Annotated in this window: 19 protein-coding genes; 10 read left to right on the top strand and 9 right to left on the bottom strand. The window is 55.8% G+C overall.

The genetic code is table 11. The features are described from left to right. Nucleotides 1-944 precede the first annotated feature (944 nt). Nucleotides 945-1232, bottom strand: a complete 288-nt coding sequence (locus tag GH983_RS23960; protein ID WP_153763892.1) for a hypothetical protein — start codon at nucleotides 1230-1232, stop codon at nucleotides 945-947. A 455-nt stretch (nucleotides 1233-1687) separates the two neighbouring features. On the opposite strand from GH983_RS23960, the gene GH983_RS23955 reads away from it, so the two are divergent. Next, on the top strand, nucleotides 1688-2497 hold the full coding sequence (locus tag GH983_RS23955; protein ID WP_153763891.1) for an undecaprenyl-diphosphate phosphatase: 810 nt from the start codon (nucleotides 1688-1690) through the stop codon (nucleotides 2495-2497). 263 nt (nucleotides 2498-2760) lie between these two features. After that, a complete protein-coding gene (locus GH983_RS24505; RefSeq protein WP_256367287.1) occupies nucleotides 2761-2892 on the top strand; it encodes a hypothetical protein in 132 nt (43 codons plus the stop codon). Between the two features lie 69 nt (nucleotides 2893-2961). Here the strand turns inward: GH983_RS24505 and GH983_RS23950 are convergent, their stop codons facing one another. From GH983_RS23950 to traA, 6 genes are all read right to left on the bottom strand, one after another. Further along, nucleotides 2962-3183, bottom strand: coding sequence for a hypothetical protein (locus tag GH983_RS23950; protein ID WP_153763890.1), 222 nt, complete (start codon nucleotides 3181-3183; stop codon nucleotides 2962-2964). A 1783-nt stretch (nucleotides 3184-4966) separates the two neighbouring features. After that, nucleotides 4967-5224 carry a hypothetical protein gene (locus GH983_RS23945; RefSeq protein WP_069044276.1) on the bottom strand — a complete coding sequence of 86 codons (258 nt, stop codon included), beginning with the start codon at nucleotides 5222-5224 and terminating at the stop codon, nucleotides 4967-4969. Nucleotides 5225-5385: 161 nt separating this feature from the next. Beyond that, a complete protein-coding gene (locus GH983_RS24635; RefSeq protein WP_371418528.1) occupies nucleotides 5386-5964 on the bottom strand; it encodes a nitrilase-related carbon-nitrogen hydrolase in 579 nt (192 codons plus the stop codon). Between the two features lie 115 nt (nucleotides 5965-6079). Beyond that, the gene (locus GH983_RS24630) at nucleotides 6080-6166 is read right to left on the bottom strand and encodes a hypothetical protein (protein WP_371418527.1); all 87 of its coding nucleotides are present in this window, start codon (nucleotides 6164-6166) and stop codon (nucleotides 6080-6082) included. A 519-nt stretch (nucleotides 6167-6685) separates the two neighbouring features. Continuing rightward, nucleotides 6686-7177 carry a conjugative transfer signal peptidase TraF gene (gene traF / locus GH983_RS23935; RefSeq protein ID WP_246727643.1) on the bottom strand — a complete coding sequence of 164 codons (492 nt, stop codon included), beginning with the start codon at nucleotides 7175-7177 and terminating at the stop codon, nucleotides 6686-6688. Nucleotides 7178-7245: 68 nt separating this feature from the next. After that, the gene (traA, locus tag GH983_RS23930) at nucleotides 7246-10650 is read right to left on the bottom strand and encodes a Ti-type conjugative transfer relaxase TraA (protein ID WP_153763887.1); all 3405 of its coding nucleotides are present in this window, start codon (nucleotides 10648-10650) and stop codon (nucleotides 7246-7248) included. Nucleotides 10651-10899: 249 nt separating this feature from the next. On the opposite strand from traA, the gene GH983_RS23925 reads away from it, so the two are divergent. The 5 genes from GH983_RS23925 (at nucleotide 10900) to bcsN (ending at nucleotide 14444) form a co-directional block, all read left to right on the top strand. Further along, a complete protein-coding gene (locus GH983_RS23925) occupies nucleotides 10900-11226 on the top strand; it encodes a TraC family protein (protein WP_153763886.1) in 327 nt (108 codons plus the stop codon). A 4-nt stretch (nucleotides 11227-11230) separates the two neighbouring features. Continuing rightward, nucleotides 11231-11446 carry a conjugal transfer protein TraD gene (gene traD / locus GH983_RS23920; RefSeq protein WP_153763885.1) on the top strand — a complete coding sequence of 72 codons (216 nt, stop codon included), beginning with the start codon at nucleotides 11231-11233 and terminating at the stop codon, nucleotides 11444-11446. Continuing rightward, nucleotides 11433-13370, top strand: a complete 1938-nt coding sequence (gene traG / locus GH983_RS23915) for a Ti-type conjugative transfer system protein TraG (RefSeq protein ID WP_153763884.1) — start codon at nucleotides 11433-11435, stop codon at nucleotides 13368-13370. Before traD ends, traG begins: the two co-directional genes overlap by 14 nt. Nucleotides 13371-13666: 296 nt before the next feature. Continuing rightward, nucleotides 13667-13963: a WGR domain-containing protein gene (locus GH983_RS23910; RefSeq protein WP_153763883.1), complete on the top strand. Its 297-nt coding sequence runs from the start codon at nucleotides 13667-13669 to the stop codon at nucleotides 13961-13963. Nucleotides 13964-13991: 28 nt separating this feature from the next. Beyond that, complete coding sequence (gene bcsN, locus GH983_RS24625; protein ID WP_371418519.1) at nucleotides 13992-14444, top strand: cellulose biosynthesis protein BcsN; 453 nt, start codon at nucleotides 13992-13994, stop codon at nucleotides 14442-14444. A 9-nt stretch (nucleotides 14445-14453) separates the two neighbouring features. On the opposite strand, the gene GH983_RS23900 is transcribed toward bcsN, so the two are convergent. After that, on the bottom strand, nucleotides 14454-14648 hold the full coding sequence (locus GH983_RS23900; RefSeq protein ID WP_153763881.1) for a hypothetical protein: 195 nt from the start codon (nucleotides 14646-14648) through the stop codon (nucleotides 14454-14456). A gap of 828 nt (nucleotides 14649-15476) precedes the next feature. Between GH983_RS23900 and GH983_RS23895 the strand changes: the two genes are divergently transcribed. Continuing rightward, nucleotides 15477-16211: a hypothetical protein gene (locus GH983_RS23895; protein WP_153763880.1), complete on the top strand. Its 735-nt coding sequence runs from the start codon at nucleotides 15477-15479 to the stop codon at nucleotides 16209-16211. 818 nt (nucleotides 16212-17029) lie between these two features. Here the strand turns inward: GH983_RS23895 and GH983_RS23890 are convergent. Beyond that, nucleotides 17030-17341 (bottom strand): DUF736 domain-containing protein, encoded by a 312-nt coding sequence (locus tag GH983_RS23890; RefSeq protein WP_069044266.1) that lies wholly within the window; start codon nucleotides 17339-17341, stop codon nucleotides 17030-17032. Nucleotides 17342-17840: 499 nt separating this feature from the next. Between GH983_RS23890 and GH983_RS24220 the strand changes: the two genes are divergently transcribed. Continuing rightward, a complete protein-coding gene (locus GH983_RS24220; protein ID WP_194842859.1) occupies nucleotides 17841-18014 on the top strand; it encodes a hypothetical protein in 174 nt (57 codons plus the stop codon). Between the two features lie 342 nt (nucleotides 18015-18356). Then, complete coding sequence (locus tag GH983_RS23885) at nucleotides 18357-18608, top strand: hypothetical protein (protein WP_153763879.1); 252 nt, start codon at nucleotides 18357-18359, stop codon at nucleotides 18606-18608. The last annotated feature ends 15 nt before the right edge of the window (nucleotides 18609-18623 follow it).

The raw sequence follows: 18623 nt of genomic DNA, 5'->3' as shown, positions 1-18623 counted from the left end.
ATATATCCACTATGCGCATAATCAGGCCATCCAATTGCTGCTGCTTCATGAGGCCCAAATATGGTTCCGTGCAAAACGGAAACATCGATTGTTTATGCACTCGCTCATGAGCGCAAAGCACACCACTCCGGCGTTCTCACATATCTGCCGATTCCATTGAGCATATGAGCTCTTAAATAGGAGCCTCAGCATCGTGGAGGCCATCCGCATAAAAAGCAGACGATCTGGACCCGAGGGACTGTGGACGTCGGCCTGCAGCCTGCTGGAATGTCAGCAACGCGCGCTGGAATTGCTTTAGCTTTCGGCGAGTTGTCGCCCGGAGATACTGCAGCGCGCCAGTCTCATGCAATTCGATGAGCATAGGATATTCATTAACTTCGGTTCGTAGGGGCGTGTATCACCACCTTCGCCATTAACCTTTCCGGGTAACTTTAAATGAACGATGCAGTTGATCAGAAACACTCCAGCCTAGTAAATGAAGCAACAGCGGAGGAACAAGATGACTAGATTTGTATCCAGAAATACGTTTGAACGCCTCGAGCGAGAGTGGAGAATGATCGATCCGGAACGTCCGAAGATTGTCTACACGGCGACCGAAGACGAGCCAGGCGTTAATGTCCGGAGGTTGCGGATGGGACGGTTTGATGAAGCAGAATTCGTACGGGACTGAACGAGCAGCGAAAGCGGATCGGAGAGAAACGGAACGTTCAGCCCAATGCAAACCATTTTCCACGCGGATCATGATGGCCCCAGCGGTGTCAGTGCAAAATGGTAAGCAATGACGGTTGCAGTTCACAGTGCCTCACAGACGAATCAAGAAGACTGCGTCGGCCGCCTTTCCTAAACGCTCAGGCGGGTTCAATTCGTGCTGGACGAGATTTTAGAGATCACCGGCGTGAGGGAAAGGATCTAACGCTGATCGCATAGGCATGAGCGCCGTCTGTTTATGCTGCTGGGATCTGGCGTGAGATCAAAAGCTCCGAACGAACAACCATTATGCCGGCACCGGAGACGACACATTCATCGAGGCCGGCTCTTCTGAACGCATCTTCCACTTCCCAGCCAAAGCGACATAGATCTTCGAGGCAATCATCCTCGGGCTCCATGGATGCTGGCTGAACAACCGCGGTTGAGCATTGCTCTTGTGACATGCCGATCGTTCGCGCTTGGATCCCGTATTCGATGACCGCAAGACAGAGATCCAAGAATTCAGACGAAGTCGTGCTTTCCATACGCTACGCAATCCCCACAGACCACAATGAGTATTTTCATGAACTAATATTCGGTCAATGATTGGCGTGGTAACCGCCGAGAAAAAGCTGCGACATGGTTAACGGATTCGTATCGTCTCGGGAGGCGCTGAAACTGCTAGCGTCGCGCTTTACTGCTGACGTCGGCCCACCACCTCCTCCGAACTGAAGGCGAAAGACACCCTGCAATACGCACTGCCAGGACCAAGGAGCCGACTGAGAAGTCGTCAAACAAAAAACAATGTCGGCGCCCCGTGACAGTCAAACTGTACCGGCAAAGAAGAGTCTGGCCAGTCTTGCGCCTTCTTTTGCGCCCGCAGCCTTCATAGAGAAACAAATGAGATTTCAACAATTGAATGATAGCCGTTCCGTATTGAGCGTTCCTGTTTGATTTCACACGAGATGCTTAGTCGAGACGTTAAGAGGGGAATGCGAACGTGGAAAACAATGAGTCTATTATCAGCGCGCTTGTGCTCGGCCTGATCGAAGGCCTGACCGAGTTCGTGCCGGTGTCATCCACCGCGCACCTGCTGTTGGCCAGCCATTTCCTCGGCTTCGAATCGCCGGGCAACAGCTTTGCGGTGCTCATCCAGCTCGGCGCGATCCTGGCCATCCTCAGCGTCTACTTCGCCAAGCTGCTCAACATTGCTTTGTCTTTGCCAACGAGCGCAGCGAGCCGTCGCTTTGTTGGCGCGGTGCTCCTTGGCTTCCTGCCCGCTGCCGTGATCGGCTTCCTCGCGCATGACTTTATCAAGACGGTTCTTTTCGAGACGCCGATGCTGATCTGCGTGGTGCTGATCCTTGGCGGCTTCGTCCTGCTCTGGATCGACCGCCTGCCGCTAAAGCCACGGTATCACGACGTCACCGAATATCCGCTGTCACTCGCCTTGAAGATCGGCTTTTGCCAGTGCGTTGCGATGATCCCTGGCACCTCGCGTTCCGGTGCGACCGTTGTCGGCGCGCTGCTGCTCGGCGCCGACAAGCGCTCGGCGGCGGAATTCTCCTTCTTCCTCGCCATGCCGACCATGCTCGGCGCCTTCACGCTCGATCTCTACAAGAACCGCAACGCGCTGACCGTCGACGACACCATGATCATCGGCATCGGCTTCGTGGCAGCCTTCATCTCGGCTCTCTTCGTCGTCAGGGGGCTTTTGAATTTTGTTTCAAAACGAGGCTACGCGCCCTTCGCCTGGTGGCGGATCGCCGTCGGCGTGGCTGGCATTCTCGGGCTTGTGATCTTTGGTTGAGGGCACGCAGATTTAGGCTTGTCAGCCGCGACGACAGAGTTGGGCCTGATTTAGAAAGTTGTCAGTAACCACGTTTATATACGATGTCTTCAACATCAAGTTGAACAGATCTCCCTTTCGCCTATCCTTTCCCCATGGGAAACAAAAAAGCTCCAGATTTCGCAAGGGATTTGACAAGGACCTTGGACATTGCGGAAAGCGCGCCTGAGCCTTTTGATCATACCTCGCGTACCCCAAAATCAGTGTCCTCTTTCGAAGAGGCCATGGCTGCCCTTGTGGATGAAGCTCTGCGGATGGGCTACACGCACGAGGAAGTCACATCGATCCTCAGCGACACCATCCGCGCGATCGAGACTGGCGACGTGGTTAGCTCAGGGGTTCCTGACCAGCGCTGAACCGCAACTCTTTACTGACTGCGCTCGATGGGACTGCCGACCATATCGAGATCGTGAATGATCGCGTCATTACCGCCAATGGCTGGGGGTGATGACAGACGGTGAAACGCGACGTGACCAAATGACAGCGAGCAGGCCGATCACCAAATGCAGCGGCCAGACGAGGCTGAGCACAAGGCCGCCTACGCGCCATGTATCCCACTCTCCGCCGTTGCGCTCACCCTCAAAATAACTCTCCATCAGGAAGATCGTGCCGACAAAGCAATAGAGAAGTAGGGCGAAGTAAAGCATGGACATGTCCCGACGTGACGAGACGCTAGCATGCTATCATTTTCGTTAAACATCGATTAACCTCACGCAAGATCATGGGTTGGTGCAAGCCACGCGCCACCAACCGCGGGTCAGAGCCTGGCTCAAATGCGCGTCTTGTCCGCAGCAGCATTGGGGGAGACGCTGGCGCAATCGGAGCAATGCTCAATCGACCGCGCCATCCCTGATGAATGAACGCCCCGCGCCCAGACAGCACGAGTAGGCTTCCCTATCTCTGGGCACCCCGCGCACTCGAAAATATTGCGGATGGCGAGACCTCCTTCGAACTGATTGAGAAGTTCAAACCGTGAAGCGCTACCCCCGAAAGCGGCTCCTCCTGTCTCATGAAGAAGCATTTCTGCCGAACTCATTCACGCATATGAAAACATGATCGCAAGTAGCGAGAGCTCAGATAAGACGCAGAGCGCGAATGGTCGACATGGTGAAACAAGCCTATGCGCACACCTGCACGCTCACAATTTTGAGCCATAGGCATCTGATATTGTTATCAAAATTCAACACGGGCAGAACCAGACAAATCCATTACCGCAGCGCGTTGTAGAGGCTAGGAATAGCCCGGCGGTCATCACGAGTTCGTGGCCATCTCTCACAATCCAAGATCTGGGGGCCGACATGGCGGGCCAAAAGCTCTACCTTTGTCTCGAGCTGGTACGAAATTGATTCTTTGAAGTGTGACGAGTACGGATCATGTTGCGTCCTACCTTAAGGCTGAAAGCTCTATTGACCACAATGCTTTTGTCGGCATTGTTCTGGTGGCTGCTATTGTGGAGCATAGGGCTCATCTAAGCGGCAGCGTGTCCTCTGCCTTCATCTGGCCGCGTGGTGAACGTGAGACATCGGCAATCTCTTTCGAGATCCAGAAATTGCGCATCGGCCAATCTCTCGAACGGTCGCGGGTCCGATCTGGTGGCGCCGCCTGCACTTCGAGTGGTGAACTGTCCCCGCGTCTTGATTGAGCGTGCTTGAGACAACTGGCTATGCATGCTGTTTCCGCAGCTCGGCGTATGAAGATCGAAGTCTTCAGGATACACCGTTCTGATATGATCTCATCTCGCCAATCCTAGCTGCAAAGTGGAAGCGGTACGGAAACTGCGCCGTCTGAAAGAAGAGGGCGCCGGCGCTGACGATGGATGCAACCAATCGCCACAAAAGGTCTGGAAATTCACTATTGGGCAGAAGGCGTCAGACCGACGGTGGATTTCGACGACCAAATGGCAGCCACGGCGACAGCACATGTTAAGGCTGGCCAAACAGTGCACATCAGCAGACCTATGACCCGATCTCGGTCCCAAAACCCGCCGACACGCTCGCCTTCCGCGTAGGTCTCAGTCAGGAATGCCGTTGCGACTGCCAAGTAGATGCAGAGACTTAGCACGACATAAAAATCGCTCATTTCCGGGACCTCTGCGATCGAAGCTCACGTGGTTAACAAATAGTTAATGCTAAGCTCAACTACTATGCCATGCATTGCGCTGCAATACGCAGATTCTTGTAGATAAACGCTCGCGCCAGGGAATGACAGGTCAGATCGAGTTCAGAACGTGGGGAACGATGCTTCATTGTCAGACCTTCCGCGACCTCAAAGGCCGGCATGCGATGATCGCTTCGAGAACCGAGCCAACTGGCGACGCCCAGCGCCCTCTCGTTGACGCCTGAGATCAGGTCAGGTGAAGGGCAATCGATCTCGCTGGGAAGCGCAACATGATGAAATCGCCCCACACCGATGGGGTCATGGACGCTGGAATCAATAATCGCTGTCTTTCGACGCTGGCACCAGCCTGAAAATCAACAGAATGAATGCGCCCATCAACAGGATAGCCCCATAAGCGACAAAGGAGCCAATCGAGGCGACGACGCCCAAAGGCTTTGCCCGAGCAGTCCAGGATGCGTTATCGTTTAGAGGCAATCTTTGCATATTCGCCTCTAGAAGGCTCAAAAGCGCTTCATCAGAAGGGCGGTCAGCCTCCGATTTGGATGTCTTGAAGTTGTAACGCTTGACCACGTTAGCCCCGCCGATTTTCCCGATGCATTTGTCTGCAATCAGAACTGAGACTGATTAACAGACAGCGAGTATTGTAACATAATATTTAAATTGTTGTTAACCATGCCGCCCTTGCCGCGAGCTGACCTAGCCTTCGAACGCGCATCTGAATTGTCTTTTAATCAAATGTTGAACGACATGACAAGCGGCATGGAAAAGAGCCTCGCCCAAGCAGTCGCACTGGCTCTTTGAACCGCAACAATCTTAGCTCCTGCCGTCCACCACCCATTCCCGATGACAATGAGAAGATCGGGGTCGTAAGCCATCGAATGCAGGACGGGCCAGAGAAGCAGCTGCTCGTAGCAGATCAGTGGTGCGACCGTGATCCCATCAAACTCGACCACCGGGTTCTCGAAAACCCGTGCCGGCGTGCCGCCTGATTGACCGGTCCATGTATGCCAGGGTCGCCACATGGAAATCGGGACCGGCATGCGTTGGCGATAGATAACCCGGCTCCCGCTCTCATCAAGCGCCAGAATCACATTGTCATAGCCATCGGCATTGATCAGGGTTGCGCCCGCGATCACCGTCAAGGCCCGAGACTGAAGCGATTGCGTCCAAAAGCGTTCCCGCGCCGGGGTCCAGAGCCCAAGGGCACTCTCCGGCAGGAGAATGAAGTATTTATCCCGGCCAGCCGCCTTTTCGACGATCGCTAAAAGCTCCCTTTGATGACGAAGTGACGGATCACGGCCAAGGCTCATGCCCATATGAAGCTCGACGCCTTTCCAAGTCTTGGGCCAAGCTTTGGGCCGAGCTTTGGGCAACGCTGTCTGCCCGGCCGCGGGCCCGGCTGCCAGCAAAGCGAGGGGCTTCGCTTCAGACGAAGCGGGGGAAAAGATTTCGGTCGAGGCTTTGGGTGAGACCATCTGGATCTTGCTGGACAAGTTCGGGACACTCGACCACAGCCAGAATGCACCCAGCACAAGTGCCGCCATCCACCAGTGTCTAGTCACCAGACAACAGGCAAGGATCACAGTCGCGAAAAGCCCAAACCAGCCCCATCCGGGAAAGACGATCCCCGCCGCCGTCAAAGGATGGGCAAAGCCTGTGATCCCAAAGGGAGGAAAGCCCGTGAGAGCCATGATTAGGGCATAACAAAAGGCGCGTCGCCAATCAGCTGCCTGCCTCCAAAGCAGGATATGCACAAGGACAAAGGAGAAGGCGGAGGCAATCCAGACGCCAAGACCCAAGAGGATATCGGCGTTAAAATATTCGGCAACGCTCAGCGGCAAATCGCGGGACGCGACCAAGAAGTAAGAGGCAGATATGAGCGCTGCTGCGAACCGGGTTTTTGCCCGCGACCAGATAAGCGGAAAGATAAGGGCAAGCGGCAGTGAGATAGCATCCCCATTCCAGGCGAAGACTGCAATTGCTCCCGAAAGGCTGCTGAGCCCGAGAGCATGGCTCGTGGAAATCCAGCTCTCACGGCGCATAGGTCCAGATCTCCTGCGCAAGCCCCAGGATGCCAGATGCCGGCACCGGCCCGAAATAGCGCGAATCCCACGATCCTGGATAAGGCGAAAACAGGTAGACCATGCCGGGGGGCACAATGCCGCCGGTGTCGTGGAGAAGCGGACGACCCTTGGCGTCATGGTTTAGGAGATGCGAGGCCTCGATCCTGACACCATCCACCAGGAGATGATCCAAAATCACCACGCGCTGCCCGGAAAGCGCCATAACCCTCTTGATGAGTGGTGCATTGCCCGCGGAACACAGGCCAGCCCGAAGGTATCCACGCTGGCGTGCCACTTGCATGGCAGGCCTATTGGGCAAGCAGACAAAGACGCTCTGGCCGATCGTGACGGGGAGTTCAAGCGGTGCGATCCTCCAGAGCCCGAGGGCGGCACTCGGGGTCAGATTGAGGCGGAACCCGCCGACCAGACCCAAAAGCGCAATGACTGTAACGGCAACCATTGCAGCCGTCAGAGCTTTCCCTGCAAAGCACCGTTGTCGGGCGATCCTGTCACGTTCCGCAATCGCGCTCATTTCAGGGAAAGCCCCTTGCTTTGTGTCTGGCGCAGCCCCTCCACCTGCCGCTGCCCCTTTGTCAGGCGCTCAGCGACTGAAAGCTGCTGGCTTGTGCGCATGGCCATCCATGCAGCTTGCACTTCGCTTTTCTGCGCCTGGTTCATGCCGGCAGTCAGCTTGTGAAACACCTCGCCATCAGCGTTTTTGGCTGCCAGTGACAACAAAGTTCGCTCGCCAAAGCGTGTGGCTACGGCCTCGGCAAAGCGCCTAAGCTCATCGCGGACCATGCCGTCAATTTCGGGGGTGTCGAGGCCTCCGGGAGATTGTTGTCGATCCAGTCGAGCTTCTAGGCGTGACAGGGTCTCCATGGCAGCCGGAGAAAGGCGGGGAATCTCAAACGATGCATGCTGGCGTATCGCATGCTCATCCTGCTTGAAGCGCAATTCTGCCTCTGCGCGGGCTTTCAGATAGCGTTCGAGGTGTCTGGCAAGCGCCGGTGCATTGGTGAGCGCCACGTCACGGGCCTGCTTTTGACGGGCGCTGGCAATGAGCCCCGGCATGCCATTGAGCTCTCCAAAACTCTCCGGCGCCTTGGCAACCCTATCAAGCTTCAGAGGCGCGGTCTGCGGATCTTTCATCATGGCGTCGATTTGCAGCGCCCTGAATGCAGTCTCAGGATCTCGGTAGACTTTGGCAAACCGCGCCAGAACCTCCTGCCATTGCCGCTTAAGCCCGGGATCGACCGCGAGCTTTTCTTCGACAGCCTGGCTGATCGATTTTGCAAATGCCGTCATGCCTGACACCATCGGTTTGACTGGATCAGACGGTGTCTGGACTGCTGCCATGACAGACTGCTTTTGGCGAAGCCTGCCCGCAATAGCGATGAGGCGTGAGCCAAGCTTCGTCAGCCTCTCTTTTTGCCTGCAGGTCCATTCCAGGCGATCGCGAACCAGCATGCGAGCAACGTCAAGCAAATGCAGGCCACGCGCTTCAGCAAAACGAAGCGCTGCGCGGTAGAAACTGTTTTCTTCGTAGTCGAGTGTCGTTTCCTTGGCGTTCTTGCGCGACAACACTCGCCCAAGCCCACCTGCCTTTTTGAAGGATCGTCTCCCGTAGTAGACACTGAGTTCTTGTCTGTGGCGGGTCATCGCCACATAGGTCAGATGGCGATCAAGCGAGAGTGAGGCGAGCACCTTGACCTGCTCAACCGTTGCCCCTTGGCTCTTGTGGATCGTGGTCGCATAGCCATGATCGAGATTGCCGTAGAGACGTTCATCAATCCTGACGAGCCGACGATCAGCACCAGCGCCAATTTCTGCCGTGACGACACCAGGTCCGGCTGCAATGACCTTGGCCAGCAGGCCATTCTTGACGCCGAGCACAGCGTCATTTTTCAAAAAGACGATCTGATCGCCAGCGGCAAAAAGACGAATTCCCTCTTCTGTTTTGAAACGATAACCCGGCTCAACAATCCCACGCTCGACCAGCCGTTCCCGGGCAAGCTGGTTGAGAAGTCTGACGTCACGACGAAGATGGGCAAGGATCAGAGACGAACAGCCCGGATCATAGTCCCGATCCCAATCGGCAATCAGGCGTCTGACGGCCTCTGCCTTGGTCTCAGATCCCAAGACGCGACCCTGTTTTGCGTAAGAAGCGACCGCTTGTTCAACATGGCCATGGGCAAGATCGAGTGACGCCTCTCGCATCCAGGGTTGATACTGGCGGTAGATGGTTTCAAGTTCGGCATAACCGATCCGGTCAGCGATTGCGCGAAACGCGGCTCCCGCCTCGATCGGCTGCAATTGTTCAGGGTCACCGATCAGGACGAGCTTTCCCCCGCGCAGTGTCGCTTCCTTCACAAGCAGAGCCATCTGCTTGGAAGACACCATCCCGGCTTCATCCAGGACCATGATCGTTTTTTCATCGAGATGGTTCTTTCCCCCATCCCAGCGCAATTCCCACGACGACAAGGTCCGCGAGACGATACCCGCCTCCTTTTCAAGACCTTCGGCCGCCTTGCCCGCCAGTGCCGCTCCCACGACCTGATAGCCAGCTGCTTCCCAGACCTCACGGGCTGCCTTCATCATCGTTGTCTTGCCAGCCCCTGCACGCCCGATCACAAGGGCAATGCGTGACGCTGTCGTGACATGGCTGATCGCGGCCTTCTGCTCATCTGACAATCTGGGGAAATGTGAGAGGGCTTTCTCAAGACGTGCCCGGCAGACGTCAAACGCGGACTTCTCTGACAACCAGATCGCCTGGTTGGCCATCTGGGCTTCGAGCCTGATCATTTGGCGTGTGGTCAAGCGCGCCGGCCGTTTGATACCGGAGGAAAAATCGATCCGCTCCTGGTCGAGCCGCAGAATGTCGGGATGCTGCATGATCCGTGTCATCAGACACTGAAACCGCCCGGCGTCATCGACATAGCGATGCAGGACCTTGGCGATGTCACGCTCGTCGAAGACGCTCTTTTCACGGGTGACGAGGTCAAGAACAATACGAGGATTCTCCTCGATCCTACGCAGATTGTGTGCTCGGACCTCCTCTTGCAAGGCGATGCGCTCAAGCTCCCGTCGATGCGCTGGAGAGCCTGCGGCCTTGATTGGAGCACTGAGCGGCGCAGACGCTGACCCAGGCACGGGCAAACCAGCGGGTAGAGCGACCGTTTCTCGCGCGTGAACTGCTTGCGACTTCCGGTCGACGGCCGTTGCGCCAACCCCGATGTGAAGTGTCGGCTGAAGCTCGATGCCTTGCTTCTTGAAGGAGCGACCATCGACATGCAGGTCGAGCCCGGCCAGCATCAAATGCCGGTTCAAACAGGAAAACCAACCATCGCGCAGGACATTGAAGTCCTCAGTGCCTCCAGCCCAAACCTCATAGACAATTTTGCCGGCATCGTTCCGGAGCGGCCGTCCGTCCGGCAGCAAAACAGTCCGTTTCTTCGCACCGAAGCCATCCTCGGTCAAAGGACGCAAGGTGGTCATCAGATGCACATGCGGATTGCCCGGCACATCGTGATAGACCCAATCGGCGACCATGCCCTTCGAGGTGATAAACCCTTCGACGAATTCTCGCATCAGCTGAATGTTCTGAGCAGATGATAGCTCGACCGGGAGAGCAATTGTCGCATCCTTGGCAAGCTGGGCATCGACGCGTTTTTCAAAGATCTCGACATGGTTCCAAAAGGCTTCCGATGCGCCGGCGACCGAGCGATCGCCGATCATTTTGCAAAGCCAGTCCGGTGCATCGGCAGGGATTACGAATTCCTCGTGCCTGAGGCCCTGCTTTCGGGTGTAGTCAATCCGTCGGGCTTCCCGCTCGAAGTCCATCTGCGCGCAATGCCGATAGGCTGCCGACATCACAGCACTGCGGCCAGAACCACGCGCGACAATGCTGACGGAAAAATGTGGAACGGCCATCGGAGACCCCTTCTTCCTCCATAAAAATCAATAGCTTAGCCGACAAGAAAACCGAGGCCTGGGGTATCGAGGATCAACGTCGCGTCAGCGACGTATAATTGCGCCCTTCGGAACCGCTCTCGTCGAGCGGTGGGATCATTGGCCAGATATCGGTCTTGGGCGAGATACAAATTTGTACCTCGCCCTATGCGAGAAAATCCGTGAACCTGTCTCCCGGTGATCATCGACACCACGAGGAGAAGACATCCGATGAAGAAGACGACGGCAAAAATCAAAGAAGACCTGGCACGTTTGCAGGAGCAGTTGAGACAGGCAGAAACGCGAGACGCAGAGCGGATCGGACGCATCGCCTTGAAGGCAGGGCTCGGTGAGATCGTCGTCGACGAACGCGAATTGCAGGCCGCCTTCGAAGAATTGGCAGACCGCTTTCGGAGCGCAAGCCAGGAGCCCGAGCAAATGGGATGGCCCCAGCAAAGGGCAGGGGCCCAGAACAAAGCAAGAGGAGGAGACCCCGAAGCCAAAGCCCCCCAGCTACACAGTGCTTTCTCGGCTCAAAGCCCAGATATCGAGGACTGAGCGGATGCAAAGGCTAAAGACAGTTGAAGCGAGAAAGCGCGATACCCGCGACAAGATCGAACTCGGCGGCCTGATCGTCAAAGCCGGGCTGCGTTATGAAAAACGCGCATTGCTGCTTGGTCTGTTGATCGACGGGGCAAGCAGGATCGGAGCCAGTGTCGACGAGAAAGCCCGGCTACTGGCGATCGGGGTCAAGGCCTTTGGTCATGACCCCGACTAAAATTTTAATCGCAACAGCTGCCGCGGCAATCATGGGTCTTTGCGCGCTTGTCCTGCCTTTGGTCATCTTCCCATGGCATCTATCCTTCGGCGTAAGCGACAAAACGCGCATCATCCTAGATCACGTAAGCGCAATCCTGCCCCATGCGGCAGCGGCTGCGTCTGGCCTTATCCTGCTTTTCGCAGCAAGAGGAGCACTCAGCATCAAGGCAACAGGCTGGGGTGTCGCGGCAGGTGCGATCCTGGTGCTGCTCTTTGAAGTCTCGTCGAAAAGCTCTCGCAATTTCTCGTCGAGTGGGGCCGATGTATTCGATGCCTCCGGCTTCTTCCGGCTCGATGTGGCAACGGCGATCGGTCCCGTTCTCCTGGCCTTATGTGGAGGCTTTGCCCTGCGTGTGGCAGTCCGGGGCAATGCGGCATTTCAGCGACGTGAGCCCAAACGTATCCGCGGCAGACGGGCCCTTCATGGTGATGCCGACTGGATGAGCTTGACCAAAGCTGCCAAGCTCTTTGGTGAGGGCGGTGGCATCGTTATCGGTGAGTGCTACCGGGTCGACCACGACAGCGCAGCAAGCATTGCGTTCCGCACCGATAATGAGGCGACCTGGGGGGCAGGGGGCAGGTCAAAGCTCTTGTGTTTCGATGCCTCCTTTGGATCAACGCATGGGATCGCCTTTGCCGGATCTGGCGGTTTCAAGACGACGTCGGTGACGATACCGACGGCGCTGAAATGGAACGGCACGCTCATCGTCCTCGACCCATCGAACGAGGTGGCCCCCATGGTCGAAGAGCATCGCATGACAGACGGTCGTGATGTCTTTGTTCTCAATCCCAAGGATCCGACTGTCGGCTTCAATGCACTCGACTGGATCGGTTGTCACGGCACCAGCAAGGAGGAAGATATTGCAGCCGTTGCCTCCTGGATCATGAGTGAAAGCGGTCGTGCAAGCAGCCACCGCGACGACTTCTTCCGTGCCTCGGCCTTACAATTGCTGACGGCCGTAATTGCAGATGTCTGCCTGTCTGGTCATACGGACAAAAGAAACCAGAACTTACGCACTGTCAGGGCAAACTTGTCAGAGCCCGAGCCCAAATTGAGAGCAAGGCTCGAGCGTATTCACGAGAGCTCGCAGTCTGACTTCGTCAAGGAGAATGTCGCCACATTCGTCAATATGACGCCTGAGACCTTTTCCGGCGTCTATGCCAATGCGATCAAGGAAACCCACTGGCTGAGCTATCCCAATTACGCTGCACTCGTTTCCGGATCGACCTTTGCCACCGACGACCTGGCAAATGGAAAGACTGACATCTTCATCGCCCTTGATCTCAAGACCCTGGAAATGCATGCGGGGCTGGCCAGGGTCATGATCGGTACATTCTTGAACGCGATCTATGGTCGGGACGGGGCAATGCCGGGACGCGCTCTGTTTCTCCTCGATGAGGTCGCGCGCCTGGGCTTCATGCGCATCCTTGAAACCGCGCGTGATGCTGGCCGCAAATACGGCATCAGCCTCATCCTGCTTTACCAATCCATCGGGCAGATGCGCGAGAGCTTCGGTGGCCGGGATGCGGCCAGTAAGTGGTTTGAAAGCGCAAGCTGGATCAGTTTTTCAGCCATCAATGACCCCGAGACGGCCGACTATATCTCCAGGCGTTGCGGCATGACGACCGTCGAGATCGACAAGATCAGCCGCAGTTTCCAAGCGAGAGGCATGTCAAAAACCCGTTCGACGCAACTGGCAAGCCGGCCGCTGATCCTGCCGCATGAAGTGCTACAGATGCGCGCTGACGAGCAGATCATCTTTACCAGCGGCAATCCGCCTTTGCGCTGCGGTCGGGCTTTGTGGTTTCGCCGCTCGGAAATGCGTGCTTGTCTCAATCAGAGCCGCTTTAGGCAAGCGCGCGAACACCAGAATATCCGGTGAAAGCCAGAGCACCGTGCATGCTCTATATTCTTGTCTTGACGCAGTCCGGACCCAAACCCGCTGCGCCCGTCTGCAAAAGCTGCTCTGGACGGCGGAAGGGCCGCGTGTCTGGCCTGAATGTCCACAGTTCCAAGATGTCGGCCCGTCCTCATTCATTTCATCCGGCAGCCTGACATCCTGCCTCCTGCAATGTCCATTACCCGAGGAGGCGATAGATCAAGAACATGAATCGGTCCCCTCGAACCGATTCATAACTCTCGTTGGACGCATCTTGCAAAACTCTCGATGCTGCCACCATGATCACACAGCCCTATCAGTTATATGTTGAACGGACCGACGCCTCGAGGAAGATGGCGCGCTATTATGCTATGGAAATTTCGACAAGCCTGTTTGGCGAAATCTGCCTGACCAGGGCTTGGGGCAGGATTGGCAAGGGCGGACAAAGGAGGATCCAATCCTTCGAACGGGAGGAAGAGGCCGTTAGCCTGTTTCTGGAGCTTCTGAGACAAAAAAAGGCGAGGGGGTATCGACCGTGCCCGCGACAAAGGCCAGGGTCGAGACCGACAACCAGGCCAGACGCGATCGACATATAAACCCCATAGCGGGACAGAACACCCGCTTTTGCGCAAGCGTCCACCCTGCGTTCCAAGTAGGCGGTGCTTTAGGGCCCCTTGTGAGCCGCGGTTTGCAACTAAGGATCCACACCATGCCGCGAGCCGGGACAGATGCAGCGTCTGCAAGGTCAGGAGCCGGCCTTCCAGATTGTATCGTCATCGATTTCTGCCGGGCACGCGGCGGCGTGAGTTCCCAGGTGTGGCGATGAGCATAGATCCCGGCGTCCGACAGAACTTCTATGGCGCCTATGGCACGGCAACTGGTAAGCTTGGCGCGAACGGCGGCTGTGTTTACGCTTGGCAGAGCATTAGCTGCGATATTGAACTTGGCCGCGATAAGGCGGTGGAGGTTCACCTCCGCGACTGCCATGCCGCGACCGGTCCAGATAGGCTTGCAGATCTGTTGAGCGGACTGTCAATGAACAAGGCGTGCATCACGGCGCAAAGCCAATCAGCTTAGCATCGCTCCTCAAGCAAGCGCAGGTTCATCCTGTCTTCCTTCATCGGCGGTCTTTCCATCAAACTGTTTGCGGATATCACGCCCTGTCAAAAACACCGATACCCCCAGGTTAGCCAGATCCAGAGCGGCCATGTCTGCTGAGCCTGTTGAGAAGGCGGCGTCCGTGCGCACGGTGAGCATTCTCAGGATATGAACAAAGAACATTCACAGAGCTCAAAAGACTATCGCTTTTTCCGCGTTAATGCCCTTAAACTATACATTGGGCGCGGTTCCCCATGACCGAGCGCACCCCAAGGCGCTACCGTATCCTGAGGATGCGGTCGCCCGCCCCATGCCTTAAGCCGAGTTTAATCGATAGGCAGAGCAACTTACTTCCGGCCATTATGCTATCAGATCCCGGAGTCCAATCGCGGGATCAGGGCCTGCATGGAAGTGCGCGTGGTAAGCCTGGCCTTCAGCCGCCAAAATACCAGATAAGGCTGGCGCAAACCGTCTTCGACCAAAGCGCCCAGCCCCTATCTTTGCTTTACATCATATGCAAATCTTCAAGCGCGGCGCTGGCGATGGTCAAGGGAAGGTAAGGGAGGCAAGTGGGCGGGTACGATGGTGGGGCTCGAGATCTCAAACCTTGTCGAAATTCTTAGCAAAGACAAACGCCGGTTATTCTTCGACGTCATAATCTATGGCCATCTGATCGCTACAATCAGTGCAAAATGCGAAGGCCACCGTATTCTATGGCATGAAGCGACAATTGAAGGCTTTGACGACTTCACGCCGCAAGATCGATACCTGATCGAAAATAAAGTCCATGGACAGGGATCGCCTAAAGCCCGAAAATATTCTCTGCACTAGCTGCAGAGGCGACGCCTTATGCCAGACAAATGCTCATGGACTCGTTTGTTGCAATTAAGCGCTTGTTCAGACAGATGCTGCAAGGCAGATCGAAACGTTGAGGGGTTGCTTTTTCAGCAAGAGATCTTCTTGCTGTTCCAGTGTTTCATTTTGACAGAACGCGTCGGGAACAGGGCTTAAATGCTTCCAGAAATCAGGCTTGATGGTAACCTTGATGTGGCAGCACTCTCCCCAGTCTTCAGGGGAATGTTGCTCGCTCTGTCCTATGCTGAGACCCATGACGGCATTGGCTTGACACCCGCGGGCGCCATGAACCGCAAATTCGTGCATTGGGCCGCAGTCAGTTTCCAGTGGCCAGGCTTTGGCGAAGCAGATCTCTACAGTGTAAACAAGGTTTTGGACCAAAGTGACATGCCGCCTCTGTGGCCAGTGCGCGACCTGTTGCAACGCCTGAAATTTCTTCGCCTGGACAAGAAATGTCTGGTTCCAAGCAAACGCGGCCTTGAGTTCCTGGCTAATCCTCGACCGCAGTTCAATTCTATCGCTGCGCAGTATCTCTATTCTCACGTAGGCGAGGGCGAAGAGGCGAGGGAGGTGCGAGAGCGCATGCCTTTTTGGAAGCCACTTCTGGAACGGCTCGAAGTCGAGGCAGATCACGGCTGTTCACCAAACGAACTCCTGCGAGCTCTCAATCCCGATCTGGCCTCCCTTTCAGATGTGGAGATCTTTGTGAAAGCCTGGCCTTTGAAAATGGACCTGAAATACGGCTATCTGCGACGCCTTTGCTGGCTCGGGCTGCTATATGAGCAGCGTGAAGACCGCGATTCCATCCAGGACGGCGTCTACCACAAGACGCCATTGTGGTCGGCCTGCCTAAATTCGCAGCCAGGAAGCAATGCAGGTGTTGTGCACTGAGGAGAGAGGACACGACGCGCGCTGCACGGCGCTCGAATTTCGTTGCAAGTCAAAGCTGCCCAGATCCCAAGCAGCGAAAGCTCGGAAATAGAGGGCCGAACAGAAGACTCGTCAGCGGCTCATATATATGAGAGTCACATTATCGATACTGGCGTCCAACACGTTTCCGTCCTGACTGAAGTATCTACATATGACCTGATCACGGTTGATGCTGGCCGGCGCTGTGGATACTTCATAAGTAATTACGAGAGCATAGTTTGTTGGACCAGGATCATCCCGATCCACATTCATATGAATGTCGACGCGATGATATATATATGGCGCAGTCAACTGTTGCTTGATGAGATCTTCACAAGCAGCGATCAAATTGTTGCCAAAAGGGCTGCATTCCGGGATAAATGCAAGTACGATAAGCAACCACCGTCTGTTCATGTCGCCCACAAAACCTTCATCGACCCGCAGCGTCTGCAGTATATCAGTTCAAACGTGATGATAGCATGATAAATGGCGCCTGCGATTGCGTCTTCACAAGTTTTCGGATCATTGCTTTGACGAGTGACACAGGGCTAAACATAGTCGCAATCGCGATAAGAGATGCTTGCTAGGCTGCGTCGTCTCCGTCTATGCGCACCGTATCAGCAGGCAGTGATTACTGCTTTGATTATCTTCTGAAGATCGCTCGTCCAGTCGCATTGTTTCAAGCGATTTTCTGATCAATCCTCGCGGCTGCCGGTGGAATTGGCCATCCGATACCATAAACAGAACCAGTGAGTTGACTGGAAAGAGGCTCCGCAAATTGCGGAGCCTCAAGATCCCCGTCAGTCCCTGGTCGCCCGCGACCAGATGAGCTGGTAGCCGTCCTCGCCCTCGACCTCAGTCAGCGTGGCATAGATCGGAGCAGGGAAGCTTGGATCGTCCAGCTTGACCGAGAGATAGTCGCGGTCAGTCTCGGTGGAGCGCTTCTGCCATGCCGCGCCGAGCTCAACGCTTCCAGCATAGACGCGGAACTGCGGGCCCTTATCGGAGGGGTTCTCGACCCGGGCGAAGCGCGCCTTTACGTTAAGGGCAAGTGTTCGGATGGAGCCAGTAAAGCCGTTCTCGTTTGCAGTGAAGGTGCCGATGGTTGCCATTGTACTCATTCCTTCTTCTCGTATTCGGGCCACGCCCATCGCGGCCTCGATGGCTGTCACAATGACCGGTGACGATCGGACCGCACCTGATTAAGGCCGCAATGCAATGGAGGGCGGCAAGGTGCAGATTTGTTGGAGGGCGAGGAGGGCCTTGAAGCCTGCCCCGCTCGTTCCAGCGAGTGGGCAAGCTTTCGCTCCGGGGCAAGAAATCTGCGACTGCCGTTGCGGCCAGACGATCGAGGCGCAGCCGATCTGCGGTCAGACATGCCTCATCGAGCCCGCAAAGGGCGGCCAGAGACCATCAAAGGGAAGTGATGAGGGAAGGGCCATTTCGTCGCATTCTCGCAGACAAGGTGCAGGCACGATGGCCATGGGCTACTTGCACCACCGCTCCCGCTTGTGCCGACTGGGGAAACAATCCTGAAGCAGCGCATTGCCCGCTTGCCCCCGACACGCCTTGCGATAACGATGCTACGGCGAATCGCAGCCTGGAGGATCAATGCGTCAGCAGACAAAATCGTTCATCATTGAGCGCAAACCATCCCGCAAACCCAAACCCGATGGACCGAAACCTTCAATCTGGGGACAGCTGGACGCCGACATAGCAAAAGGTCTCAAAGACGAGCGGGAAGGAAATCACACGGCGGTGAACGTCGGTGACGACAAGTCCTAACCATCAGCTGACGTTTCTTCTTCCAACTGCAACTCAGTGAAGCGCAAGGACCCAATGGCCCGCTGCGCATGAGACGGCTGGACTAATTTCGCCCGCTTGCATTTACCCTCCGCTCATTTTCGGCCGGAGAGTATTCGTGTTGATGAGTGCAGCTGAATGATCGGATCCTTCGGCCAGGCGCAGCGCCCTTGACGAGGTGCGCACAAATCAGGGTCGTGTCAGGCGCGACAAGCACGCCTGGACCGATAAGCGGGAAGGGCATAGTTCGACTATTTCCGCTATGTGTAGGATTGGAATGACGAAAGTGCTATCTTCAAGAACTGAAGGACGTGCGAGATACGGATGACAGCGGATCAGATCCCCGAATTTGTAGCCGAAATCTTGGCAACCGGTTGTCCGATCTATGCACTTGGTCGATCAACCTACGTGATCGCCGAATTTGTCTTGCCTGAAGAGTTGAGCGAAAGCGTCAGTGACGAAGTTAACGCGATCTGCGAGCGATACGGTGATCGAAGCCACCTCCAGCTCGAGATCGCCGCTTATCTCCGCAGCATCGACCACGGGATTGAAGACCCTTCCGAGATCCTTCACTAGAAATAAATCGGCGGA

It is taken from the genome of Agrobacterium sp. MA01 (genome assembly GCF_009650195.1).
Lineage (GTDB): Bacteria > Pseudomonadota > Alphaproteobacteria > Rhizobiales > Rhizobiaceae > Allorhizobium.
Note: the sequence above shows the minus strand (reverse complement) of the source record. Positions and strands in the feature narration are given on the sequence as shown.